The sequence below is a fragment of the Melittangium boletus DSM 14713 genome (genome assembly GCF_002305855.1).
Classification (GTDB): Bacteria; Myxococcota; Myxococcia; order Myxococcales; family Myxococcaceae; genus Cystobacter; species Cystobacter boletus.
This window is the reverse complement of sequence record NZ_CP022163.1, coordinates 1,252,594-1,270,495: the sequence shown is the minus strand read 5'-3', so window position 1 is coordinate 1,270,495 and position 17,902 is coordinate 1,252,594. Positions and strand designations below refer to the sequence as shown.

Sequence of the window (17,902 nt, the reverse complement as noted above, 5' to 3'; positions counted from 1 at the left end):
GTGGAGCGCACGAGTCCCAGGTCACAGGAGGGCGCTGGCCAGGCACAGAGGGTGTCTTCAACTAGGACCGGGGCGGCCATTGAGGACTCCGAGGGCACTGACGCTGGCACCGAGGCGCGCGAAGCCGCGGTCCCGACGGAGGTTGGCGCGGCCGAGTCTGCCAGGGCGCCGGAGCGGGCCCGGAATCGACCGCACGGCGTGAGCGTGGTGGACGAGGAGGTGCACCCGGAAGGGAAGGGCGGTGGATGGCCGGATGGCGTGGGCGACGGGCGGCCGTTCGAGGTGCCCATGACGCTCGACTACTTCCAGGGGTTCCTCGCGCAAGCTGGCGTGCCCAGCACCGCGTTGCCCAGGGACGGGCGCACACTGGCGCCTCAGCAGGCATTGGAGCTGGTGCAGTACCTGCTCTCCACGCCGGTGACGCTGGGCAACTTTGGGCTGCGCCGTATGGCAGCGCACCTACTCTTGGAGGTTGCCGCTAGCGGCGAGGGGGTGACGAGGGACGAGATCCATACGCGAATGCGGCGCTTCACGCGGTTGCTGGTGCTTCGTCCGGACGGATACCTGGTGAGGGCCACAACGGGAGTGGCGGTCCAGCAAGCCGGTCAGGTCGTACTCGCAGAGGACGGGGCGTTACGGGCCGGGCGCTTCGAGGTGGGGCCCTTCTATGCCATCGAAGGCGGGCGCCTCTTCCCGGTCGACCAGAGGCTCGAGGTCCCGAAAGGGGCGCCGCCGGCCGGCTTGTATGAGCCCGACGACAACCCGGCGCTTGCGGTAGCCGAGGGGGCGGTGCTCGCAGTGGTGGACCTGGTGGAGGGCCTCTACCGGCTCGTCTTCTACACGGGCGAGACGCTCGAGGGGCTCGTGCAGCTACCGGGTGCAGTGAGGCTGCTCTACGAGAGCTCCCCGCGGCTTTGGGACGAGTTTCGGCACAAGCCCTATGCGGAGAAAGTGCGCACCGTGTCGCGGCTTGCCACGGGCGCGGTGCTGACGGTCGGCACGGCCGGTGCGGGCACGGCGAAGGTGGCGGCCTGGGGCGGCAAGCTGGGGAGCCTCACAGTGCCCCTGCTGTCGCTTTCGGGTGAGGGACTTCTGGCGGTGCGCTTGGTGGCCGTGCCCGTGGGGAGTGTTGCCACCGCAGCCGCGCCGGCGCTGAGCGCGACCTACGTGCTGCACATGGCCAACACGGGCGCCCATGGCGCGGGAGGCGGTGGCGGGTGGCCTCCGGTTGGAGGGCCCGGTCAGTGGGTGGAGGACACTTCGAGTATGTCGGAGCAGGCCCGGGCCTTCCAAGCCCAGGTGACGGGCGCCCCGAAAGGCTGGTGCTACAAGGTGTGCCGGAATGGGACGTGCGTCGAGTACGACGGCTTCGATCCGAAGGGGGGCGTGCTTCTCGAGGGCAAGGCGCGCGGGTACGAGCAGTGGTTCGACAAGAACCTCAAGCCTAAGCTCGACTTTTACGAGGGCTTGGGGGACCTGCTCAAGCAAGCGCGACGTCAGTTCCAGATGGCAGGCGGGCTGCCAATCCGCTGGCACGTCGCCGAGCCTCGGATGGTGGCCGTGCTTCGGAAGTATTTTGATGAGCGGGGCCTTCAGTCCATAGCGGTGGTTTACACTCAACCGGTGAAGTGAGGCCGCCGAGCATGAGCGAACGCTACGAGATCAAAGCGTATTGGGGGCACCGTCCAGAGTCGGCCGATGAGTGCGCACGGCGGGCGGAGACGTTCTTCCGCCTCCTTGGGGAGTGCCATCCGGACTTCGCGCGGTGGTACGAGAAAAGCAACTCCGCTCGAAAGGCGCTGCAACTAGGCTTTGAGCCCACCCGCGACACCTTCATCAGTTTCTTCGGCCGCGAGAAGTACCAGATTCTGGATGACGGTTTTGAGTTCGACGCCTGGACGGGGCATGTGGAACAGGGCCGGGGCGGATCGGTCATGCTCGGTTGTGGGTCGAAGGCGGAGTTTGCGCCGAACTTCCTGTGGCTCGTCCTCCCTAAGGAGGCCCTGGGTCAAGAGCGCGTAGTCACTGGGCCTGTCGTCTCTGGTGCCATGCGCGCCGTGGCTGTGGCGTGGGAGCCGGAATGGGCGGTTGCGACGGCTGACGGGCTGTGGGACGAGCTTTCCGGCGGCAGTCAGCTCGGATGCTTCGTTGGCTGGATGACGTACTTCTCGCGGGACCGGGGCGAGGTGCCTGTCCTCCCTGCGCCGGTGCGTGTTGAGTCCGTGGGTGACAAGGGAACGCTCGTGATACTCACGCCGGAGCGACTTATCCCCAGCAATCCGGAGCACGTGGCGCTCGCTTGGCGAACGCAGAGGGCGCTCAAAGAGCAGGGACTGTTCCGGTTGATGGTGCCGCCCGCTTCCAGGCGAAAGGTTTGAGGCGGCACGCCTAGAGCACCGATCAGGCTGAAAAGCCCGATGGAGTCCAGTTGGGTGGATGATCCAGTTGTGTGGACGGATCGACAAGGGAGTGGATGCTGTGCTCTGCGTTCCGCTGAGGTGGAGGAGGAACGCCATGGAGCGCTGGACCCCCGAAGTGAAGTGCAGCGAGCGGGAGACGCGACTGCTGCGGTTGGTGGGCAAGAGTCGCAAATTGTTCGTGTTCCTGCGAGAGCATCGCCACGAGATTTTCGACGAGAAATTCCAGGAGGAGCTCGAGGCGATGTATCGCGACAGCGGACAGGGGGCGGAGCCTCAGCCGCCCGCCCTGCTGTGCATGGCCGTGCTGCTGCAAGGCTACCTCCAGGTGTCGGATGCGGAGGCGGTACGTCTCTCGGCGACAGACAGTTGTTGGCGGATGGTGCTCGCCACGCTGGCGCAGCCAGGCGACACCCCTGCCTTTTCACAAGGTGGACTCCAGCAATTTCGCGAGCGGCTCATCCGCCATGACATGGACCGACGTGTGCTGGAGCGTACGGTGGAGTTGGCCAGACAAACGCGGGCCTTTGACTGGAAGAAGTTGCCCAAGAGCGTGCGGGTGGCGGTGGATAGTCGCCCTTTATCAACCTGCTCGGCCACGCCGGGCGGAAGATAGCGGAGTGCATCGCGGCCGAGTTGGGGATGTGCTTCGAGGAAGTCTGCCAGCAAGCAGGTGCGCCGCTGCTGGAGGCCAGCAGCACCAAGGCTGCGCTGGATATCGACTGGAATGACGCGGAGCAAAGAACGAGGCGCTCAACCGTCTGTGCGAGCAACTCGACGGCCTGCGCGCATGGGTGCAGAAGAGGCGGCCCGAGACTGAATTGACACCGCTGAGTCACTACATCCAAGCGCTTGTCCAGGTAAAGCAGCAGGACTTGGAATCAACGGCCGAGGGAGAAGTGCGAATCCGGCAGGGTGTGGCCGAGGACAGACGTGTGTCGATTGAAGACGCCGAGATGCGCCATGGACGCAAGAGCAAGAGCAAGCGATTCAGTGGATACAAGCAGCACCTGAGCACGCATCTGGACACGGAACTGGTGCTGGCTTGTGCGGTGACGCCCGCGAACCGGCCCGAGGAGGAGGCGGCGCCCCAACTGCAGAAAGACATGGCTCGACTGGGCGTGGAGCCCGACGTGCTGCAAATAGACCGGGCCTACCTCCACAGCAGTCTCGTGGAGCAGGTGGTGGAAAGCGGCGGGGAGGTGGTGTGCAAGCCCTGGAAGGGAAACAACGCCAAGCCTGGATTCTTCGGGAAGAAAGACTTCGACATCAACATTCGCTAGGGGACGATTACCTGCCCGGCTGGACAGGTGGAGCCGTTTGAGCCTGGGCAGGTAGTGGAATTCGACCCCGAAGCCTGCGGACCGTGTCCACTGCGCGCACAGTTGTCAGGCGACAGGAATTTTTGACCCCCTTACGTCACTAAAACCGACCCCCTCCCATGGCCCGAAATCGAGCCAGAGGGGGCACGCGTGATGACAACGCCCGTACTCGTGAACGTCCTGAAGGCCATGGTGCTCGCGTGGGATCCTGTCTTTGGCGTCGTGGCCAGCGACGAGTTACGGTGGGCCCTACGGCCCGAGAGAGACCCGCGGGGCTTCGCGGGTTGGCTCACCTACGTAGCGCGTGCGCGCGGGGATGTGCCTCCGCTGCCTCCGCCCGTCCGAGCGGAGCAAGTAGAGGACAAGGGGTCGGTCATGGTCCTCGCACCGGAGCGTCTGAGCGCCTCCAACCCAGAGCACCTGGCGCTCGGTCGCAGGGTCCAGGAGGCGTTGGACGCGAAGGGCCTACTCCGTCCAGTGCTCTCGTAGACTGCTGCTCCGTCGCATGCGACTCGCCCCCCGCGGTTCTCACGGCCAGCGCGAGACCGCGCCTACCGGGAGTTCTCGCCTCAGTCGAACGGCCCCGGGCTCGGAGCCGGGCTCCTTGCGCGCGCGCCCATCCGGCCCGCCCAGGGCCATGCACACCGGCAGCTTGCGGCCGTCCGGCAGCAGTGCCTCGGTGTAGCGCCCCAACACGAGTTCCACTCCATCCAGGTCCTGAGTCCTAATGCCCGTCCAGAGCCTCCCGTACAGTAGGGTGCCGCCGGGCAGTTGCGGCGCAGTCCCCTCACGCTGCACCACGCGGCCGACGATGGGACCGTCGCGGTAGATGCCCTCATCATAAGGGCCGCCAAGCTGGTTGATGTCGACGATGGCCTGGAGACGCATGCCCTGGTTGAGTTTCAGCACCTCGAACATGGCGTGCTGGGCCTCGGCGGGGCAGTCCTCTGGCTCCGGCCTCACCTGGGCGGCGGGACAGCCCAGCCCCGTAGCGGTGCACAGCCACACGGTGAGGGCTCCGAAGCGTGAGCGGCTGGAGGGAGTCGAGCCCTGGGGCGTAGTGAGGGGGGACACGGGCGCACTTCCTTTCTCGGGGGGGCCGGATGCGATGGGCTGCTCCGACATGTGGGTCCGCGCGAGTGTGGATCGCACCAGCCATGAGGCAAGGAACAGGCCGACAAGGAGGATCAGGCCCACCATGGCGAGGCGCCCCACGCGCCACGTCCAGCGCTTCTTGGCGGGAGCCTCCTCACGAGCGTCCTCCGGCGGCCTTGTATCCTCTGGTGGCGGAGCTGCTTCACCCGCGGGTGCCGCTTGCTGGGGCGGAGCCACCTGCTCCTGTTCCGTCTGTTTGGGCGGCGCCTCCGCCGGGCCCTCCGGTGCGGAGAGGGGCACCTTCCAGGCGGGGGATTTCCTCTGCTTCTCGATGGTCTGCTCCAGTGCTTCGAGCAGGGCCTGGGTGTTGGGGTAGCGGTCCTCGGGCTGCTTCTCCAGCAGCTTCATGGCGATGTCGCTGAGCGAGCGCGGCACCAGGGGGTTGATCAGGTGAGGAGCGGTGGGAGGGACGGCGGCGATGGCGGCCAGCAGCTCCTTGTCCGGCAGCTCCGGGTCGAAGGGGTGCCGATCCGTGAGACCCTGGTAGAGCAGAACCCCCAGTGCGTACAGGTCCGCGGCCACGCCGCCTTGGAAGGGCTCGCCCCGCTTCCACGCCTCGGTGCGCGTGTAGGCCAGGAGCTCGGGGGGCACCAGGTGCAGGACCCCCTCGGGCAGGCCCAGCGTCTTCGTGAGCGCTCCCGGCAGGCGTACGGTGCCAAAATCGATGACGAACGGTCGACCGTCCTTCCTGCGGATGAGGATGTTCTCCGCCTTCAAGTCCCGATGGTACACGCCGCGTGCGTGCAGCATGCCCACGGTGCACACCACGCCGGAGAAGGTGTCCACCAGCAGGATGGCATGAGGGGGCTTGCGCCAACGCCACTCGTGCCAGTTGTCCCCGTCGATGAAGTCGGTGACGAGGAGTGGGTAGCCCTTGGTGGGGTGGGGCCAGACGTCCACTGCGTACACTCGCAGCAGGTTGGGGTGGGAGGCGTAGGTGAAGAGCGCCGCTGCCTCGCGCGCCAGGCGCCGGTAGGCACTCGTCTCCTCCACGTGCTGCTCCTCCGTGAGCTCCTCCGTGGATTGGGTGAGGGGCAGCAGCGCCATTTTCAGGGAGTAGGGCTGGCCGTCGCGCTCCACCTTGAAAACTCGAGAGGAGCCGCCACGGCCCAGCACCTCGACGATGAGCCAGGGCCCCACCGCGTGGCCGGGTTGAAGGTGGTCGGGGTGTAGAGCGTCCGTCATGGCCGGCCTTCCTAGAGTTGAACCTCGGTGATGGGTAGGAGCCGCCCGCCCTCGGTATCCATCAACTCCAGCTGGAAGCGGACCTCGTTGGAGGCGGGGGGCTCCACCATGACGGCCACGAGAGCGAACTCCCCCGGCTGGAGCTGGGGTTTCTCCATGTGCACCGAGAGCACCTTCACCGGCGTCCCCTTCACGCTGGTGAGCCGCGCCGCGCCGGGCGCCCAGGCGGACTGTCCCGGGAGGTTGCGCACCTGGACCACCACCATGGCCCAGCGAGTGGCCCGGTATCCGGTGCCAATCCCCAGCTCGAGGCCGCCCTTGTTGCCGGGAGCCGGCCTCCCGAAGAAGAGCGTGGCGCGGACACCCATCGAGTCGAACATTCCGGCGAAGGCAATGCTGGGAAGCCCGCTCCGCGCGCGCTGGGCCTTCAGTGAGACGAGCTCGGCTTCCACGTGGGACAGCCTGGCCTCCAGTGCCTCGACGGTGCGCGGGCGGCGCACCACCTCCACCTCCTTGTCCACCAGCGTGGGGTGGGAGACGAGGACGAGGGCGGCGTACGCCGGGGCGCCACCGTCTTTGTAGCGCACCCGCACGCCCAGCTTCTCCCCGGGGCCCGGCTCGACAGCCACTTCAAGGGTGAGGGTGTACTCGCCCGAGTCCACCAGCTTGAAGCGCGCTGCCCGCCCCTCCACCTCCAACGAGGCCCTGTCGATGGGCGCGTTGAAGCGCAGGTAGGTGGACACACCGGCCGCCACCCTCACCTCTGGCACGGGCTCACCCGAGCCGCTGGGGACGATGACTTGCCGCTGTTGCTGCTCGCGGGCAGGAGACGGGGGTTGCCGCGCGGGCGCAGCGCTCCCCACGAGGGCCAGGGCCAGCGAAAACCACTGTAGGAGTCGTGCCAGAGTGGGATACCTCCGGAGTCCACCCTAGCAGATGTCCCAGCCGGCGCGGCCAATCACCACGGGGGCGGGATGGGCCCCGGCCCCCATCGGTTTCGTGTGAACCGCTCAGTGCGTGTAGGTCTGCACGGTCGTGGACGGCACGCCGGCGGTCGCTCCGCCTGTCACGAGCACCTGTCCCGTGTGGAGCAGGGTCGCCGTGTGTCCCAGGCGCGGCGCCGACAGGTTCCCCGCCGACCTCCACGCGTCCGTCGACGGGTCATACAGGGACGCCTGGCCGGTGGCGTGCGTGACCAGGACCTCGCCCGAGTAGAGATGCGTGGCGCTGGTGGCCGAGCCTCCCTGGGCGAGTTCCGGGCCCTGGGTCCAGGGCGTGAGGCTGTAGGGATCGTAGACGTCCACCTGATCGAGGCCTCCGCCCAGGATGAACACCTTGCCCGAGTAGAGCTGGACGGCGAGGTGGCCCGCGCGTCCCAGCGACAGGGTGCCCGCGGGGGTCCACGCGTTCGTGGCGGGATCGTAGAGCCGCGCGTCCTGGAGCGCGCTGGACGAAGGGGACTGGCCGCCCGTCACCAGCACCTTGCCCGAGTAGAGCAGCGTCGCCGTGTGCCGGCTCCGGGGCGAGGGGAGGGGCGCCACGTTGTTCCACGTGTTCGTGTCCGGGTCATACAGCTCGGCCGAGTCCGTCTCCGTCTGGGTGGACTCGCCGCCCACCACCAGCACCTGGCCCGAGTCGAGCAGGGTCGCCGTGTGCAGGGCGCGCGGCGTGTGCATCTCGGCCGCGTAGGACCAGGCGTCCGTGGCCGGGTCATACAGCTCCGAGCTGGAGCGCTTCATCGTGCCCGACGCGCCTCCCGCCACGAGCACCTGGCCCGAGGCGAGCGCCGTCGCGGTGTGCTGCGCATGCTGGATGATGGGCGTGCCCGCGCTCCGGGTCACGTGGGTGTAGGGGTTGTGGATTTCCGCGCTGTCGCCGCTCACCAGCAGCACGTCGCCCGTGGCGTTGAGCAGGGTGGCGGTGTGGCCCGCGCGCGCACGGGTCAGCGAGCCCGTGTCGGCCCAGTGCTCCTCGGGGGCGGTGTCCGAGGAGACGATGGTGGCGGCCTCCGTGCTGGTGAAGAAGTGGGGGTACGTCGCGGTGTAATACCGTCCGTCGTCGGCGCCGCCCGGGTAGGAGAAGCTGCCCGACTTCTCACCCTGGACCCGGAGCGCCGTTCCCGTGGCGTCCGTGCGCAGGGACAACTCCCCGCTGTAGATGGTCGAGGCGCGGTAGTTCTCGACCGAGATCAGTTCGGTCCCGCGCACCACCGTCAACGTGTCCGGCGCCACGTGGAGGACCCTCAGGTGGACGCCCGCGCTGCCACTCGGCGAGTACCTGTCCGTGTAGCTGACGGCGACGCCCAGGTCGTTCGCCGCGATCGACAGCTTGGGCGGATCGTGGGTCTCCCCGAGCTCCAGGCTCGCACCCGGCCAGGGGCACGAGGCCGAGGCTTGCCGCGTGATGAGGGGGTAGTAGGTGGGCCGGGGCATCATCCGGAGTTCATGGGACAGGGAGAAGGTGCACCCCCGCGAGGTGGCGGTCGTCAGCGCGGCGGCGCGCGTGGCCAGCGCGGAGGAGGACTCGGGCGGGGGTCCGCCACAGGCCTGGGTCAGGAGGGGGAGGGTCAGGGAGACTGCCAGCTTCACGGTGCGCATGCGGTTGGGTCCTTGTCGGGAGGAAGTCACCACGACAGCTGCCGCGTGCTGCCCTTGGAGCACCACGCAGCGCTCGCACCTTACACCCGAGTGCGCTCCGCCCGTGTCCTCCTCCCCCTTGCCTGCCTCGAAGAGGCCATGCTACGCCGCGAGGCCAGTCGACTTGAAACCGCGACTGATAATCATTTTCAACTCGTACAGGAAGGTCATGTCCCTTCACCGTCGAAACCTCGCGGGGGTGCCGTTCCTCGCGCTCGCGACCGTGGCCGCTGCTCAGGAGCAGGGCCCCACCACCGTTACGCTGGACACCGTGCAGGTGGAGGCCGAGCGCGAGAGCGCCACCGGCCCCGTGGATGGCTACGCGGCCAAGCGCAGCGCGAGCGGCACCAAGACGGATGCCGCGCTCCTCGAGACGCCGCAATCGATCTCCGTGGTGGGGCGTGAGCAGATGGATGCCCAGCAGGTGCAGTCCATCGTCGAGGCCACGCGCTACACGCCCGGCGTGCGCTCCGAGACGTTCGGTGCGGATTCGCGCAACGACTGGTTCCTGGTCCGCGGCTTCTCCTCGCAGGAGGCGGGCTACTACCTGGACGGGTTGCAGCTCCCGTCGAGCTCCTTCGCCACCTGGCGCATCGAGCCCTTCGGGATGGAGCGGATCGAGGCGGTGCGCGGGCCTTCCTCCGTGCTCTTCGGCGGCACCAACCCGGGTGGTTTGCTCAACCTGGTGAGCAAGACGCCCCCCGCGGAGGCACTGCGGCACGTGGAGGTGGGCGTCAACGAGTTCGCCAACGCCTACGGCGCCGTGGACCTGGGCGGGCCCATCGGGGGCGGTGGGCACTGGTTCTACCGCGTGACGGCGCTGGCCCGGGGCGGTGGCACCCAGGTGCGCGACATCGACAACGACCGCCTCTTCCTCGCGCCGAGCGTGACGTGGGCGCCCACCGAGCGCACGACGCTCACCGTGCACGGCAGCTATCTGCTCGATCGGACGCGCGGACAGGGCTTCCTCCCCTACGAGGGCACCGTCGTGGACGCTCCCTATGGGCGCATCTCCACGGACTTCTACACGAGCGACACCAGCCTGGATCGCTTCAAGCGGAATCAGGCGCTGCTCGGCTATGAGTTCGAGCACCGCTTCTCCGACGCCTGGACGGTGCGGCAGAACCTGCGCTACGGCCGGCTTGGCATCGACTTCAAGACGCTCTACGGCGTGGGCTATGACGGCCCGCCCGCGGACGCGCGGCTCGCTCGCGGCAACTTCGTGACCACCCCGACGGCGAACCTCTTCACCCTCGACAACCAGGCCGAGGCGCGTTTCTCCACCGGCCCGGTGCGCCACACCGTGCTGTTCGGGTTCGACTACAAGCACTTCCGGCTCGCGGACGAGCAGGGGTACGAGGCCGCCGAGTCCATCAGCCTGCTCGACCCCGTCCGGGGTGACTTCGCGCCCACCGACACGCGCTACACGCTCAACACGTCCCGGCAGAATCAGCTCGGCGTCTACCTCCAGGATCAGATCCAGTTCGTCGAGCGCCTGCACCTGATCCTCAGCGGCCGTCACGACTGGGTGGCGCTGAAGTTGGACAACACGCTGCTTCCCGCCTCGAGCTACGAGGGATGGCAGTCGGCGTTCAGTGGACGCGCGGGCCTGCTCTACGCCTTCGACAGCGGCGTCTCTCCGTACGTCAGCTATTCCCGCTCCTTCAACCCGGTCGCCGGCACCACGGTGACGGGTGAGCTCTTCGAGCCCGAGCGCGGCGAGCAGTACGAGGCGGGCCTCAAGTTCCAGCCCGTCGGAACCCGCACGTCCGTGGGCCTGTCCGTGTTCGAGCTGCGGCGGCGGAACTTCCTGACGACGGATGGCCTCTTCAACACCCTGCAGATCGGTGAAGTGCGCTCCCGGGGCATCGAGCTCGAGGCGAACGCGAGCCTTGCGCGAGGGCTGGATCTGATCGGTTCCGCTTCGTTCTACCGGCTGGCCATCACCGATGGCGCGGACTTCGAGCAGGGCAAGGTGCCCGTGGGCGTGCCCTCGCTCATGGCGTCGCTCTGGCTCGACTACACCTTGCCGGAAGGCGCGCTCAAGGGCTTCGGGGCCGGGGCGGGCGTGCGTCATGTCGGCGCGTCGTTCGCCGACCGCACCAACGAGAAGGAAGTGCCGGGCTTCACGCTCGTGGACGCCGGCATCCACTACGAGCGCGCCAGCTGGCGGGCGGCCATCAACGCCTCGAACCTGCTGGACACCACGTATGTGTCGGGATGCAGCTCCACGACGGCCTGCTTCTACGGGGACCGCCGCAAGGCCATGCTCAACGTGGGCTATTCCTTCTGAGTGAAGCGCATCCGTCCGCCGGGATGGGGTTTCAGCCCTTTTCCGGTGGACGGCTCCGCCCCAGGCTCCAGGCCACGCCGCCGCAGCCCAGGGCGAACACGCACAGCAGCACCTGCGAGATGAAGACGGGCGGCAGCCCCCGCGTGAGGGCCGTGAACAGGTTCGCGTCCTGGAACACGATGTCCGAGGCGATGACTCCGCCGAAGAGTAGCGACGCCCCCGCGCAGAGCCACGCGCCCGCCCGCCGGGGCGAGAGCCGCGGCACGAGCGCCACGGCGGCCGCGAGCGCCCAGGCGCCGAGGAACAGTCCGAACTCCCAATCCCCCCGGTGGGGATGGGTCCACGGCAACGCGCGGTTGCTGGCGAAATAGACGCCACAGCCGAGCGCGAGTCCCGCGGAGACGCCCACGGTCAACCGCTCCAGCAGCCGGTTGCCCCACCGTGCGCGGGCCGCGTCCCGGCGTTCGAGCCAGATGAGGTTGCCCGTGATGATGACAACGCACATGGCGAGCGCGAGGATGGCGTAGAGCAGCTTGAGCAGCAGCCCGCCGTAGTGGGCGTAGTGCAGATCGAAGAGCACGCGCTCGAAGGAGAAGAGGGGCGTGCGGTAGTGGGTGCTGGTGGCGAAGGGCTCGCCGCTCACCGCGTCCATCATGGCGAAGTGGTCGGCGCCGAGCGGTTCCATCTGGAAGTAGACGCCCACCCAGGCGTTCGCGTCCCCCTGGAGTTGGACGTCGACGTAGCGGGGGGTTCCCGTGGCTCCGGGGACGGCGGCACGCGCGCGCGCGACGAGCTCGTCCAGGGGCCGCATCACGGCGTCGCGCTTCGTCTCCTCGCGCACGGGCTGGGCATAGCCTCTCAGCGCGGCCACGCGGTTCGCGTCGCCCTTGTACACCGTGGACGTGAGCCCCTGGGCCAACAGGCCGGAGAGGCAGAGGATGGCTCCCGTCCAGCCCATCATCGCGGTGAAGGGCAGCCCGAACACCCCGAGCACCTTGTGTGCATCCGAGGAGGAGAAGCGCAGCTTCAGCGCGGGGCGGAACGACCACCACTGCCGGCGGAGATCCTTGAGGTGGATGACCAGCCCGCTGACGAGCGTGGCGAGCATCGCGACCGCGAGCAGGCCCGACAGCTCCATGCCCCAGGGCACGCGGTAGAAGAAGTGCATCCAGTACAGCTCGCTCGCGAGCCGGCTGCGCGCGGTCAGTGACGTGCCGGTGGAGGGGTCCAGCCAGACTTCCCTTACCTCGGTGGGCTCGAAGAGGTAGGCCGTGACGAGCCGGGTCTCCTCGTGCGTGAGGAGGCCCACGTGCGCGCCGCGCGAGGGCAAGGTGCCCTGGGCCATCGCCTGCATCAGCAACGCATCGAAGGAGGGAGGGGCCTGTCCGGGCGGCGCGGTGTGGAAGGCGGGGTCCTGCCAGAGCTCGATCTCCTCCCGGAACAGCGAGAAGACGCCGCAGAAGAAGATGACGAACAGGAACAGGCTCGCGAGGACTCCGGCCCAGGCGTGCAAATCCCACTGGATGCGAAAGGTCCGAGGGGTGAACTTCACCCGGCGCTCCTCAGGGCCAGCGCGGCGGTGATGGGCAGGAGGATCGCGAGGCACACGCCCCAGGCCACCTTGCCATTCTTGAGCAGGGGCAACACGCACGCGAGCGCCACCCACAACGGCACCATCACGTGGAAGCCCAGGGCGAAGGACAGGCCGCCGGCCTCGGGAGAGAAGGCCACCACGGCCGCGCCCACCGCGAACGCCACGAGCGGCGCGCCCACCACGGCGGCCAGCGTGCGGGCGACGCCGTGGTTCGCGGCCTTGTCCAACACCGAGGGGCTCACCACCCGAGCACTCCCGCCAGCAGCGCGGGGAGCAGTCCCGCGAGCCCGCTCACGAGCGCCACCGGCCGCGCGCGCTCCGGCCGCGGCGCCAACACCAGGACCAGCACCGACGCCGCCGTCATGGCGAGCACCCCCGTCACCAGGAGCCCCTGCACGGCGCCATGGGCCGCCACACCACAGCCCGCCGCCGCGAGCGCCGCGAGCGCCGCCACCCACCGCGAACGGCCTTCCGCTCCAAGGCTGAGGTTCGCCACCGACGAGACGGCGAAGGCGAGCGCCGCGAGACTCAGCATCGCCATGCCTTTCTCGACTCGATCCTCGGGAGGGGCAGGGGACTGGGGGAGCGCATCATGGGGGCTCGCGTCGATTCTGCGAGTGATTCGCGTTTTCATCTGGTGCCGTTCGCCTGTCAAGCGGGGACCTCGGGGCCTTCTTTCCCGTCGGTGGAGCAGACGAACGGGCGGGGACTCGCCTGGCGGCTGGTGCCGCACTGGGCTCGCGGGAGGGGGGTGCACAGCCTCTTCGCATGACCAAGGCACTGGCGGAGACGAAGCTCTTCGCGGGGTACGACAACCGGGAGGACCTGCCGCTCGGCTCCTATCTCCTTCTGATGGGGGTGTACGGCGCCTCGCTCGCGGGCTACTTCGCCTGGCGCGGGGGTGGGGGGCGGCGCGCGTTTCCCCGCATGGACCTGGAGGACGTGCTCCTGTTCGGTCTGGCCACCCATAAAATCACCCGCATCACGGCCAAGGACTTCGTCACCACGCTCGTGCGCGCGCCCTTCGTCCGCTTCCAGCGCAAGGAGCGCGCGGGCGAGGTGAGCGAGTCCTCCCGGGGTGGGGCACTGCGGCGGGCCGTGGGCGATCTCCTCTCCTGCCCGTTCTGCCTCGGGCCCTGGGTGGCGGGGGCCCTCGTCTCCGCGCACGCGGTGCGCCCGAGCGAGACGCGGCTCGTCGCCTCCATCTTCGCCCTCACCACCCTGTCGGATTTTCTCCAGCGCGCCTATGAGTGGGTGGGGCAGGGGTTGAAGCACACCCGGGAGCGCGCCAAGGCCGTGGAAATGTCCGAGGGGCCCTTGAAGGAGGGTGCCCCGGCCCAGGCCCACTGACGGCTCCGTCTCCGCTGTGCACCACCGCACGTTGGCACCCGTGCGCGGCTTGTCGTCCTCGTCCTCCGTGCGGAGCTTGCGCCGCCGCGGGCCACTGCCCGTGGAAAAGAGGGCACGGGGCGATGCGGGGACTCCCATACGGAATGTTCACCTGTCTGCTCCTGCTCGCCGCCTGTGCGCCGGAGCCCTCCTGGGAGGAGGCGCGGCTCTCGGAGGCCGAGCCCCAGGTGAATCCGGAGGGACCGTTGCTGCCGGAGCCCCTGGGCCACGTCTGGTACGTGAGCACCCAGGGCAAGGACAGCGCGGAGGGGACGAGCGAGGCGCCACTGCGCACGCTCCGCCGGGCCGTGGCGCTGGCGGAGCCGGGAGACCTCATCCGGGTGCGCTCGGGTGTGTACTCCGAGTCGTTCCTCCTCGATGACCGGGGCCCGGGCGTGGCCGCCATCACCCTGCGAGGAGAGGGCTCTCCGCTGCCCACGCTGGTGCCGGCGGGCGACAGCCGCACGACGGTCATCCGGGTCCAGGGTCGCTGGCGGCTGGAGAATCTGCGCGTCGACGTCGGCGGGGCTCCGCTGTTCGCCGTCCTCTTCGAGGAGGGCGCCAGCGGCTCCGTCCTTTCCGGGAGCGAGCTGCGCAGCGGCACCGCGGGCGCGGGTGTCCTCGTGGAGGGCCCCCAGGGAGTGCTCCTGCGCGACAACAGCATCCACCACTTCATCCGGGAGGACGGGGACTCGCACGGGGTGCTGGTGGTGGGCCCCGCGCGGGGCATCACCGTGCGCGGCAACGACATCCACCACAACTCGGGGGACTCCATCCAGTGCCAGGCGGGTTCGGCGCCCGCGGAGGCGCTCCTCATCGAGGGCAACACCCTGCATGACGAGGGCGAGAACGCGGTGGACATCAAGCAGTGCCGGGACGTCACCGTGCGCGGCAACACGATGAGGGGCTTTCCCAATACGGCCATCCGCGCCGAGGGTTCTTCCGCCGGGGAGGCCGTGGTCATCCACGAGTCCGCCCAGCTCATCCGGGTGCGGGACAACACCATCTCCCGCGCGGGCCGGGGTGTCTCCATCCTCGCGGACCGCGCGCCTCCCGAGGAGGTGTGGGTGGAGAACAACCGCTTCCAGGACATCCGGAACATGCCGGAGGGCAACGGGCAGGGCATCCGCGTGGCGGGCGGCCGGAACGTGAAGGTGCTGGGCAACACGCTCGAGGGCACAGCCAGCTATGCGTTGATGCTGGCCGCGGATGGAAAGGAGGTCTCCGGGCTGGAGGTGCGGGGCAACACCCTGCGCGGCTCCTCGAAGGCGCTGCTGGTGCGGCTGGGGGAGCGCCGCTACCGCCCGGGGCTCGTCCTGCGTGACAACCTCTATGCGCGCCAGGGCATCCTCAAGGCGGACAACGTGTCGGTGACGCTCACCGGGGCCAACGCCCGCTATCTGCCGGACTTCCCGGGGGACCTGCTCACGCTGTCCTCGGACGAGAAGCTCCAGGTGTGGCGGTGGGTGCTCGGGGTGGACTCCGGCTCGTCCCTGCTCGAGTGAGCCGCCGGGCATGACGCACCGCGTCCGGAGCCGTGGGGCGCGGACGGCGGCGGACCGAGAAGGGTTGACCCCGAGGGGTGCCGGGGGGAGGGTTGGCCGCGAATCGAGTCCTCGCGGAGAGTCCATGAGTCGTGTCTTGAGCAAGCTGGGTTGGGCGCTGCTCGCCCTGGTGGGGGCGGCCTGTCTGGGCGTGGTGGCATTGCGGCGGGGCGAGACGCTCAACGCCACGTGGCTGGTGGTGGCCTCCGTCTGCGTCTATCTGATCGGCTACCGCTTCTACGGCCGGTTCATCGCCAACGCGGCCTTGCGGTTGGACCCCACGCGGGCGACGCCGGCCCAGCAGCGCAATGATGGACTGGACTACGTGCCCACCGACAAGTGGGTGCTGTTCGGCCACCACTTCGCCGCGATCGCGGGCGCGGGGCCGCTGGTGGGGCCGGTGCTCGCAGCTCAGATGGGCTACCTGCCGGGGACGATGTGGATCCTCTTCGGCGTGGTGCTGGCCGGCGCGGTGCAGGACTTCATCGTCCTCTTCATGTCCATCCGCCGGGATGGCAAGTCGCTCGGCGACATCGTGCGCATGGAGATGGGCCAGGCCGCTGGCGTGGTGGCCATGGTGGGCGTGTTGATGATCATGATGATCATCCTCGCGGTGCTCGCCCTGGTGGTCGTCAAGGCGCTGGCGGAGAGCCCCTGGGGCACCTTCACGGTCGCGATGACCATTCCCATCGCCCTGGTGATGGGCCTGTATCTGCGCGTGCTCCGGCCGGGCCGTGTGCTCGAGGTGTCCATCCTCGGCTTCGTGCTGCTGATGCTGTCCATCTTCCTGGGCGGCCGGGTCGCCGAGTCCCCGGCGCTGGCGCCCCTGTTCACCTTCGACGCCCGCGCGCTCGCGTGGATGCTCATCGGCTATGGGTTCTGCGCCGCGGTGCTGCCGGTGTGGCTCCTGCTCGCGCCGCGCGACTACCTGTCCACGTTCCTCAAGATTGGCACCATCCTCGTGCTGGCGGTGGGCATCGTCCTGGCCGCGCCGGACCTCAAGATGCCCGCGCTCACCCGCTTCGTGGATGGCTCCGGCCCGGTGTTCTCCGGCAACCTCTTCCCCTTCCTCTTCATCACCATCGCGTGTGGCGCGGTGTCCGGCTGGCACTCGCTCATCGCGTCGGGCACCACGCCGAAGATGCTGGCCAACGAGCGCGAGGCGCTCCTGGTGGGCTACGGCGCCATGTTGATGGAGTCCTTCGTGGCCATCATGGCGCTCATCGCCGCGTCGGTGCTGGACCCCGGGGTGTACTTCTCCATGAACTCGCCGCCGGGCGTCATCGGCACCACGGTGGAGCAGGCGGCGCGCACGGTGAGCGAGTGGGGCTTCGTCATCACCCCCGAGGTGCTCAGCCAGACGGCGCGGGAGATCGGCGAGTCCTCCATCCTGTCGCGCACCGGCGGCGCGCCCACGCTCGCGGTGGGCATGGCGCAGATCCTCCATGGCATCTTCGGAGGGGAAGGGCTGATGGCCTTCTGGTACCACTACGCCATCCTGTTCGAGGCGCTCTTCATCCTCACCACCGTGGACGCCGGCACGCGCGTGGGCCGCTTCATGATTCAAGAGCTGGCGGGGCTCGTGTACGCGCCCCTGCGCCGCACCGAGTCCTGGGGCGCCAACCTCGTCGCCACCGCGCTGTGCGTGGCGGGCTGGGGCTACTTCCTCTACCAGGGCGTGGTGGATCCGCTGGGCGGCATCAACACCCTGTGGCCTCTGTTCGGAATCGCCAACCAGATGCTGGCGGCGATCGCCCTCACCTTGTCATGTGTCGTGCTCGTGAAGATGAAGCGCGAGCGCTACCTGTGGATCCCCGCCCTGCCCACGGTGTGGCTCGTGGTCTGCACGCTGACCGCGGGCTCGCAGAAGGTGTTCGGCTCGGACGCGCGGGTCAGCTTCGTCGCCCACGCGCGCAAGTTCGCCGCCGCCGCGGCCGAGGGAAAGGTGCTCGCTCCGGCCAAATCCCTGGAGGACATGAGTCAGGTCATCACCAACGACTACGTGGATGCCGCGCTCACCGTCCTGTTCATGCTGGTGGTGGTGGCCACCGTCGGTTTCGGCATCCGCTCCGCGCTGGCGGCCCGGCGCTCGGCCGAGCCCACGGCGCGCGAGTCCCCTCCGGTTCCCCTCTCTCCCGCGGGGTCCTGACATGGGCACCCTGGCGGACACGGTGCGGGGCTTCTGGCGCCGGGCGGTGCAGACCGCCCGCCTGGTCATCGGCGTGCCGGATTACGACACCTACGTGGCGCACATGCGGCTGCGTCATCCCGAGCGGCCGGTGATGAGCTACGCGCAGTTCTTCGACGAGCGCATGCGGGCCCGCTACCGCGCCGGGGGCGGACGCTGCTGCTGAGCGGTCAAGCGGG

Annotated in this window: 14 protein-coding genes and 1 pseudogene; 9 read left to right on the top strand and 6 right to left on the bottom strand. The window is 68.8% G+C overall.

Annotated elements, in window-relative coordinates; all coding sequences use genetic code 11:
- Window positions 1–198 precede the first annotated feature (198 nt).
- The 4 genes and pseudogenes from MEBOL_RS05280 to MEBOL_RS05265 all read left to right on the top strand — a co-directional run bounded on the left by MEBOL_RS05280 (window position 199) and on the right by MEBOL_RS05265 (window position 4,228).
- On the top strand, window positions 199–1,632 hold the full coding sequence (locus tag MEBOL_RS05280) for a Tox-REase-5 domain-containing protein (protein WP_157774772.1): 1,434 nt from the start codon (window positions 199–201) through the stop codon (window positions 1,630–1,632).
- 11 nt (window positions 1,633–1,643) lie between these two features.
- Complete coding sequence (locus tag MEBOL_RS05275; protein ID WP_095976386.1) at window positions 1,644–2,378, top strand: Imm52 family immunity protein; 735 nt, start codon at window positions 1,644–1,646, stop codon at window positions 2,376–2,378.
- Window positions 2,379–2,514: 136 nt separating this feature from the next.
- Window positions 2,515–3,802 (top strand): annotated as a pseudogene (locus MEBOL_RS05270) (transposase); the annotation flags it as partial.
- 90 nt (window positions 3,803–3,892) lie between these two features.
- On the top strand, window positions 3,893–4,228 hold the full coding sequence (locus MEBOL_RS05265; protein ID WP_095976385.1) for an Imm52 family immunity protein: 336 nt from the start codon (window positions 3,893–3,895) through the stop codon (window positions 4,226–4,228).
- Between the two features lie 39 nt (window positions 4,229–4,267).
- Here the strand turns inward: MEBOL_RS05265 and MEBOL_RS05260 are convergent, their stop codons facing one another.
- The 3 genes from MEBOL_RS05260 to MEBOL_RS05250 all read right to left on the bottom strand — a co-directional run bounded on the left by MEBOL_RS05260 (window position 4,268) and on the right by MEBOL_RS05250 (window position 8,676).
- Window positions 4,268–6,079, bottom strand: coding sequence for a serine/threonine protein kinase (locus MEBOL_RS05260; RefSeq protein WP_095976384.1), 1,812 nt, complete (start codon window positions 6,077–6,079; stop codon window positions 4,268–4,270).
- A gap of 11 nt (window positions 6,080–6,090) precedes the next feature.
- Window positions 6,091–6,942: a DUF2381 family protein gene (locus tag MEBOL_RS05255; RefSeq protein ID WP_095976383.1), complete on the bottom strand. Its 852-nt coding sequence runs from the start codon at window positions 6,940–6,942 to the stop codon at window positions 6,091–6,093.
- 147 nt (window positions 6,943–7,089) lie between these two features.
- Entirely contained in the window at window positions 7,090–8,676 is a 1,587-nt protein-coding gene (locus MEBOL_RS05250; RefSeq protein ID WP_095976382.1) for a Kelch repeat-containing protein, read from the bottom strand.
- 208 nt (window positions 8,677–8,884) lie between these two features.
- Here MEBOL_RS05250 and MEBOL_RS05245 point away from each other — a divergent pair, with 208 nt between their 5' ends.
- Entirely contained in the window at window positions 8,885–11,008 is a 2,124-nt protein-coding gene (locus MEBOL_RS05245) for a TonB-dependent siderophore receptor (RefSeq protein WP_095976381.1), read from the top strand.
- 31 nt (window positions 11,009–11,039) lie between these two features.
- On the opposite strand, the gene MEBOL_RS05240 is transcribed toward MEBOL_RS05245, so the two are convergent.
- From MEBOL_RS05240 to MEBOL_RS05230, 3 genes are read right to left on the bottom strand one after another with little or no spacing between them, the layout of a single operon-like run.
- The gene (locus MEBOL_RS05240; RefSeq protein WP_095976380.1) at window positions 11,040–12,560 is read right to left on the bottom strand and encodes a PepSY-associated TM helix domain-containing protein; all 1,521 of its coding nucleotides are present in this window, start codon (window positions 12,558–12,560) and stop codon (window positions 11,040–11,042) included.
- The gene (locus MEBOL_RS05235; RefSeq protein WP_095982596.1) at window positions 12,557–12,844 is read right to left on the bottom strand and encodes a hypothetical protein; all 288 of its coding nucleotides are present in this window, start codon (window positions 12,842–12,844) and stop codon (window positions 12,557–12,559) included. Before MEBOL_RS05235 ends, MEBOL_RS05240 begins: the two co-directional genes overlap by 4 nt.
- A complete protein-coding gene (locus MEBOL_RS05230) occupies window positions 12,841–13,143 on the bottom strand; it encodes a hypothetical protein (RefSeq protein ID WP_218920879.1) in 303 nt (100 codons plus the stop codon). Before MEBOL_RS05230 ends, MEBOL_RS05235 begins: the two co-directional genes overlap by 4 nt.
- A 227-nt stretch (window positions 13,144–13,370) precedes the next feature.
- On the opposite strand from MEBOL_RS05230, the gene MEBOL_RS05225 reads away from it, so the two are divergent.
- The 4 genes from MEBOL_RS05225 to MEBOL_RS05210 all read left to right on the top strand — a co-directional run bounded on the left by MEBOL_RS05225 (window position 13,371) and on the right by MEBOL_RS05210 (window position 17,889).
- The gene (locus MEBOL_RS05225; protein ID WP_095976379.1) at window positions 13,371–13,952 is read left to right on the top strand and encodes a DUF1360 domain-containing protein; all 582 of its coding nucleotides are present in this window, start codon (window positions 13,371–13,373) and stop codon (window positions 13,950–13,952) included.
- Window positions 13,953–14,074: 122 nt separating this feature from the next.
- A complete protein-coding gene (locus tag MEBOL_RS05220; protein WP_095976378.1) occupies window positions 14,075–15,496 on the top strand; it encodes a right-handed parallel beta-helix repeat-containing protein in 1,422 nt (473 codons plus the stop codon).
- A 124-nt stretch (window positions 15,497–15,620) separates the two neighbouring features.
- On the top strand, window positions 15,621–17,684 hold the full coding sequence (locus MEBOL_RS05215; RefSeq protein WP_095976377.1) for a carbon starvation CstA family protein: 2,064 nt from the start codon (window positions 15,621–15,623) through the stop codon (window positions 17,682–17,684).
- A gap of 1 nt (window position 17,685) precedes the next feature.
- A complete protein-coding gene (locus MEBOL_RS05210; RefSeq protein WP_170115452.1) occupies window positions 17,686–17,889 on the top strand; it encodes a YbdD/YjiX family protein in 204 nt (67 codons plus the stop codon).
- The last annotated feature ends 13 nt before the right edge of the window (window positions 17,890–17,902 follow it).

Excerpts from the sequence above, each read along its gene's own strand:
- MEBOL_RS05265 (WP_095976385.1), top strand. The coding sequence starts at position 3,893 with ATGACAACGCCCGTACTCGTGAACGTCCTGAAGGCCATGGTGCTCGCG.
- MEBOL_RS05215 (WP_095976377.1), top strand. The coding sequence starts at position 15,621 with ATGAGTCGTGTCTTGAGCAAGCTGGGTTGGGCGCTGCTCGCCCTGGTG.
- MEBOL_RS05230 (WP_218920879.1), bottom strand. The coding sequence starts at position 13,143 with ATGGCGATGCTGAGTCTCGCGGCGCTCGCCTTCGCCGTCTCGTCGGTG.
- MEBOL_RS05275 (WP_095976386.1), top strand. The coding sequence starts at position 1,644 with ATGAGCGAACGCTACGAGATCAAAGCGTATTGGGGGCACCGTCCAGAG.
- MEBOL_RS05245 (WP_095976381.1), top strand. The coding sequence starts at position 8,885 with ATGTCCCTTCACCGTCGAAACCTCGCGGGGGTGCCGTTCCTCGCGCTC.
- MEBOL_RS05250 (WP_095976382.1), bottom strand. The coding sequence starts at position 8,676 with ATGCGCACCGTGAAGCTGGCAGTCTCCCTGACCCTCCCCCTCCTGACC.
- MEBOL_RS05225 (WP_095976379.1), top strand. The coding sequence starts at position 13,371 with ATGACCAAGGCACTGGCGGAGACGAAGCTCTTCGCGGGGTACGACAAC.
- MEBOL_RS05210 (WP_170115452.1), top strand. The coding sequence starts at position 17,686 with ATGGGCACCCTGGCGGACACGGTGCGGGGCTTCTGGCGCCGGGCGGTG.
- MEBOL_RS05260 (WP_095976384.1), bottom strand. The coding sequence starts at position 6,079 with ATGACGGACGCTCTACACCCCGACCACCTTCAACCCGGCCACGCGGTG.
- MEBOL_RS05220 (WP_095976378.1), top strand. The coding sequence starts at position 14,075 with ATGCGGGGACTCCCATACGGAATGTTCACCTGTCTGCTCCTGCTCGCC.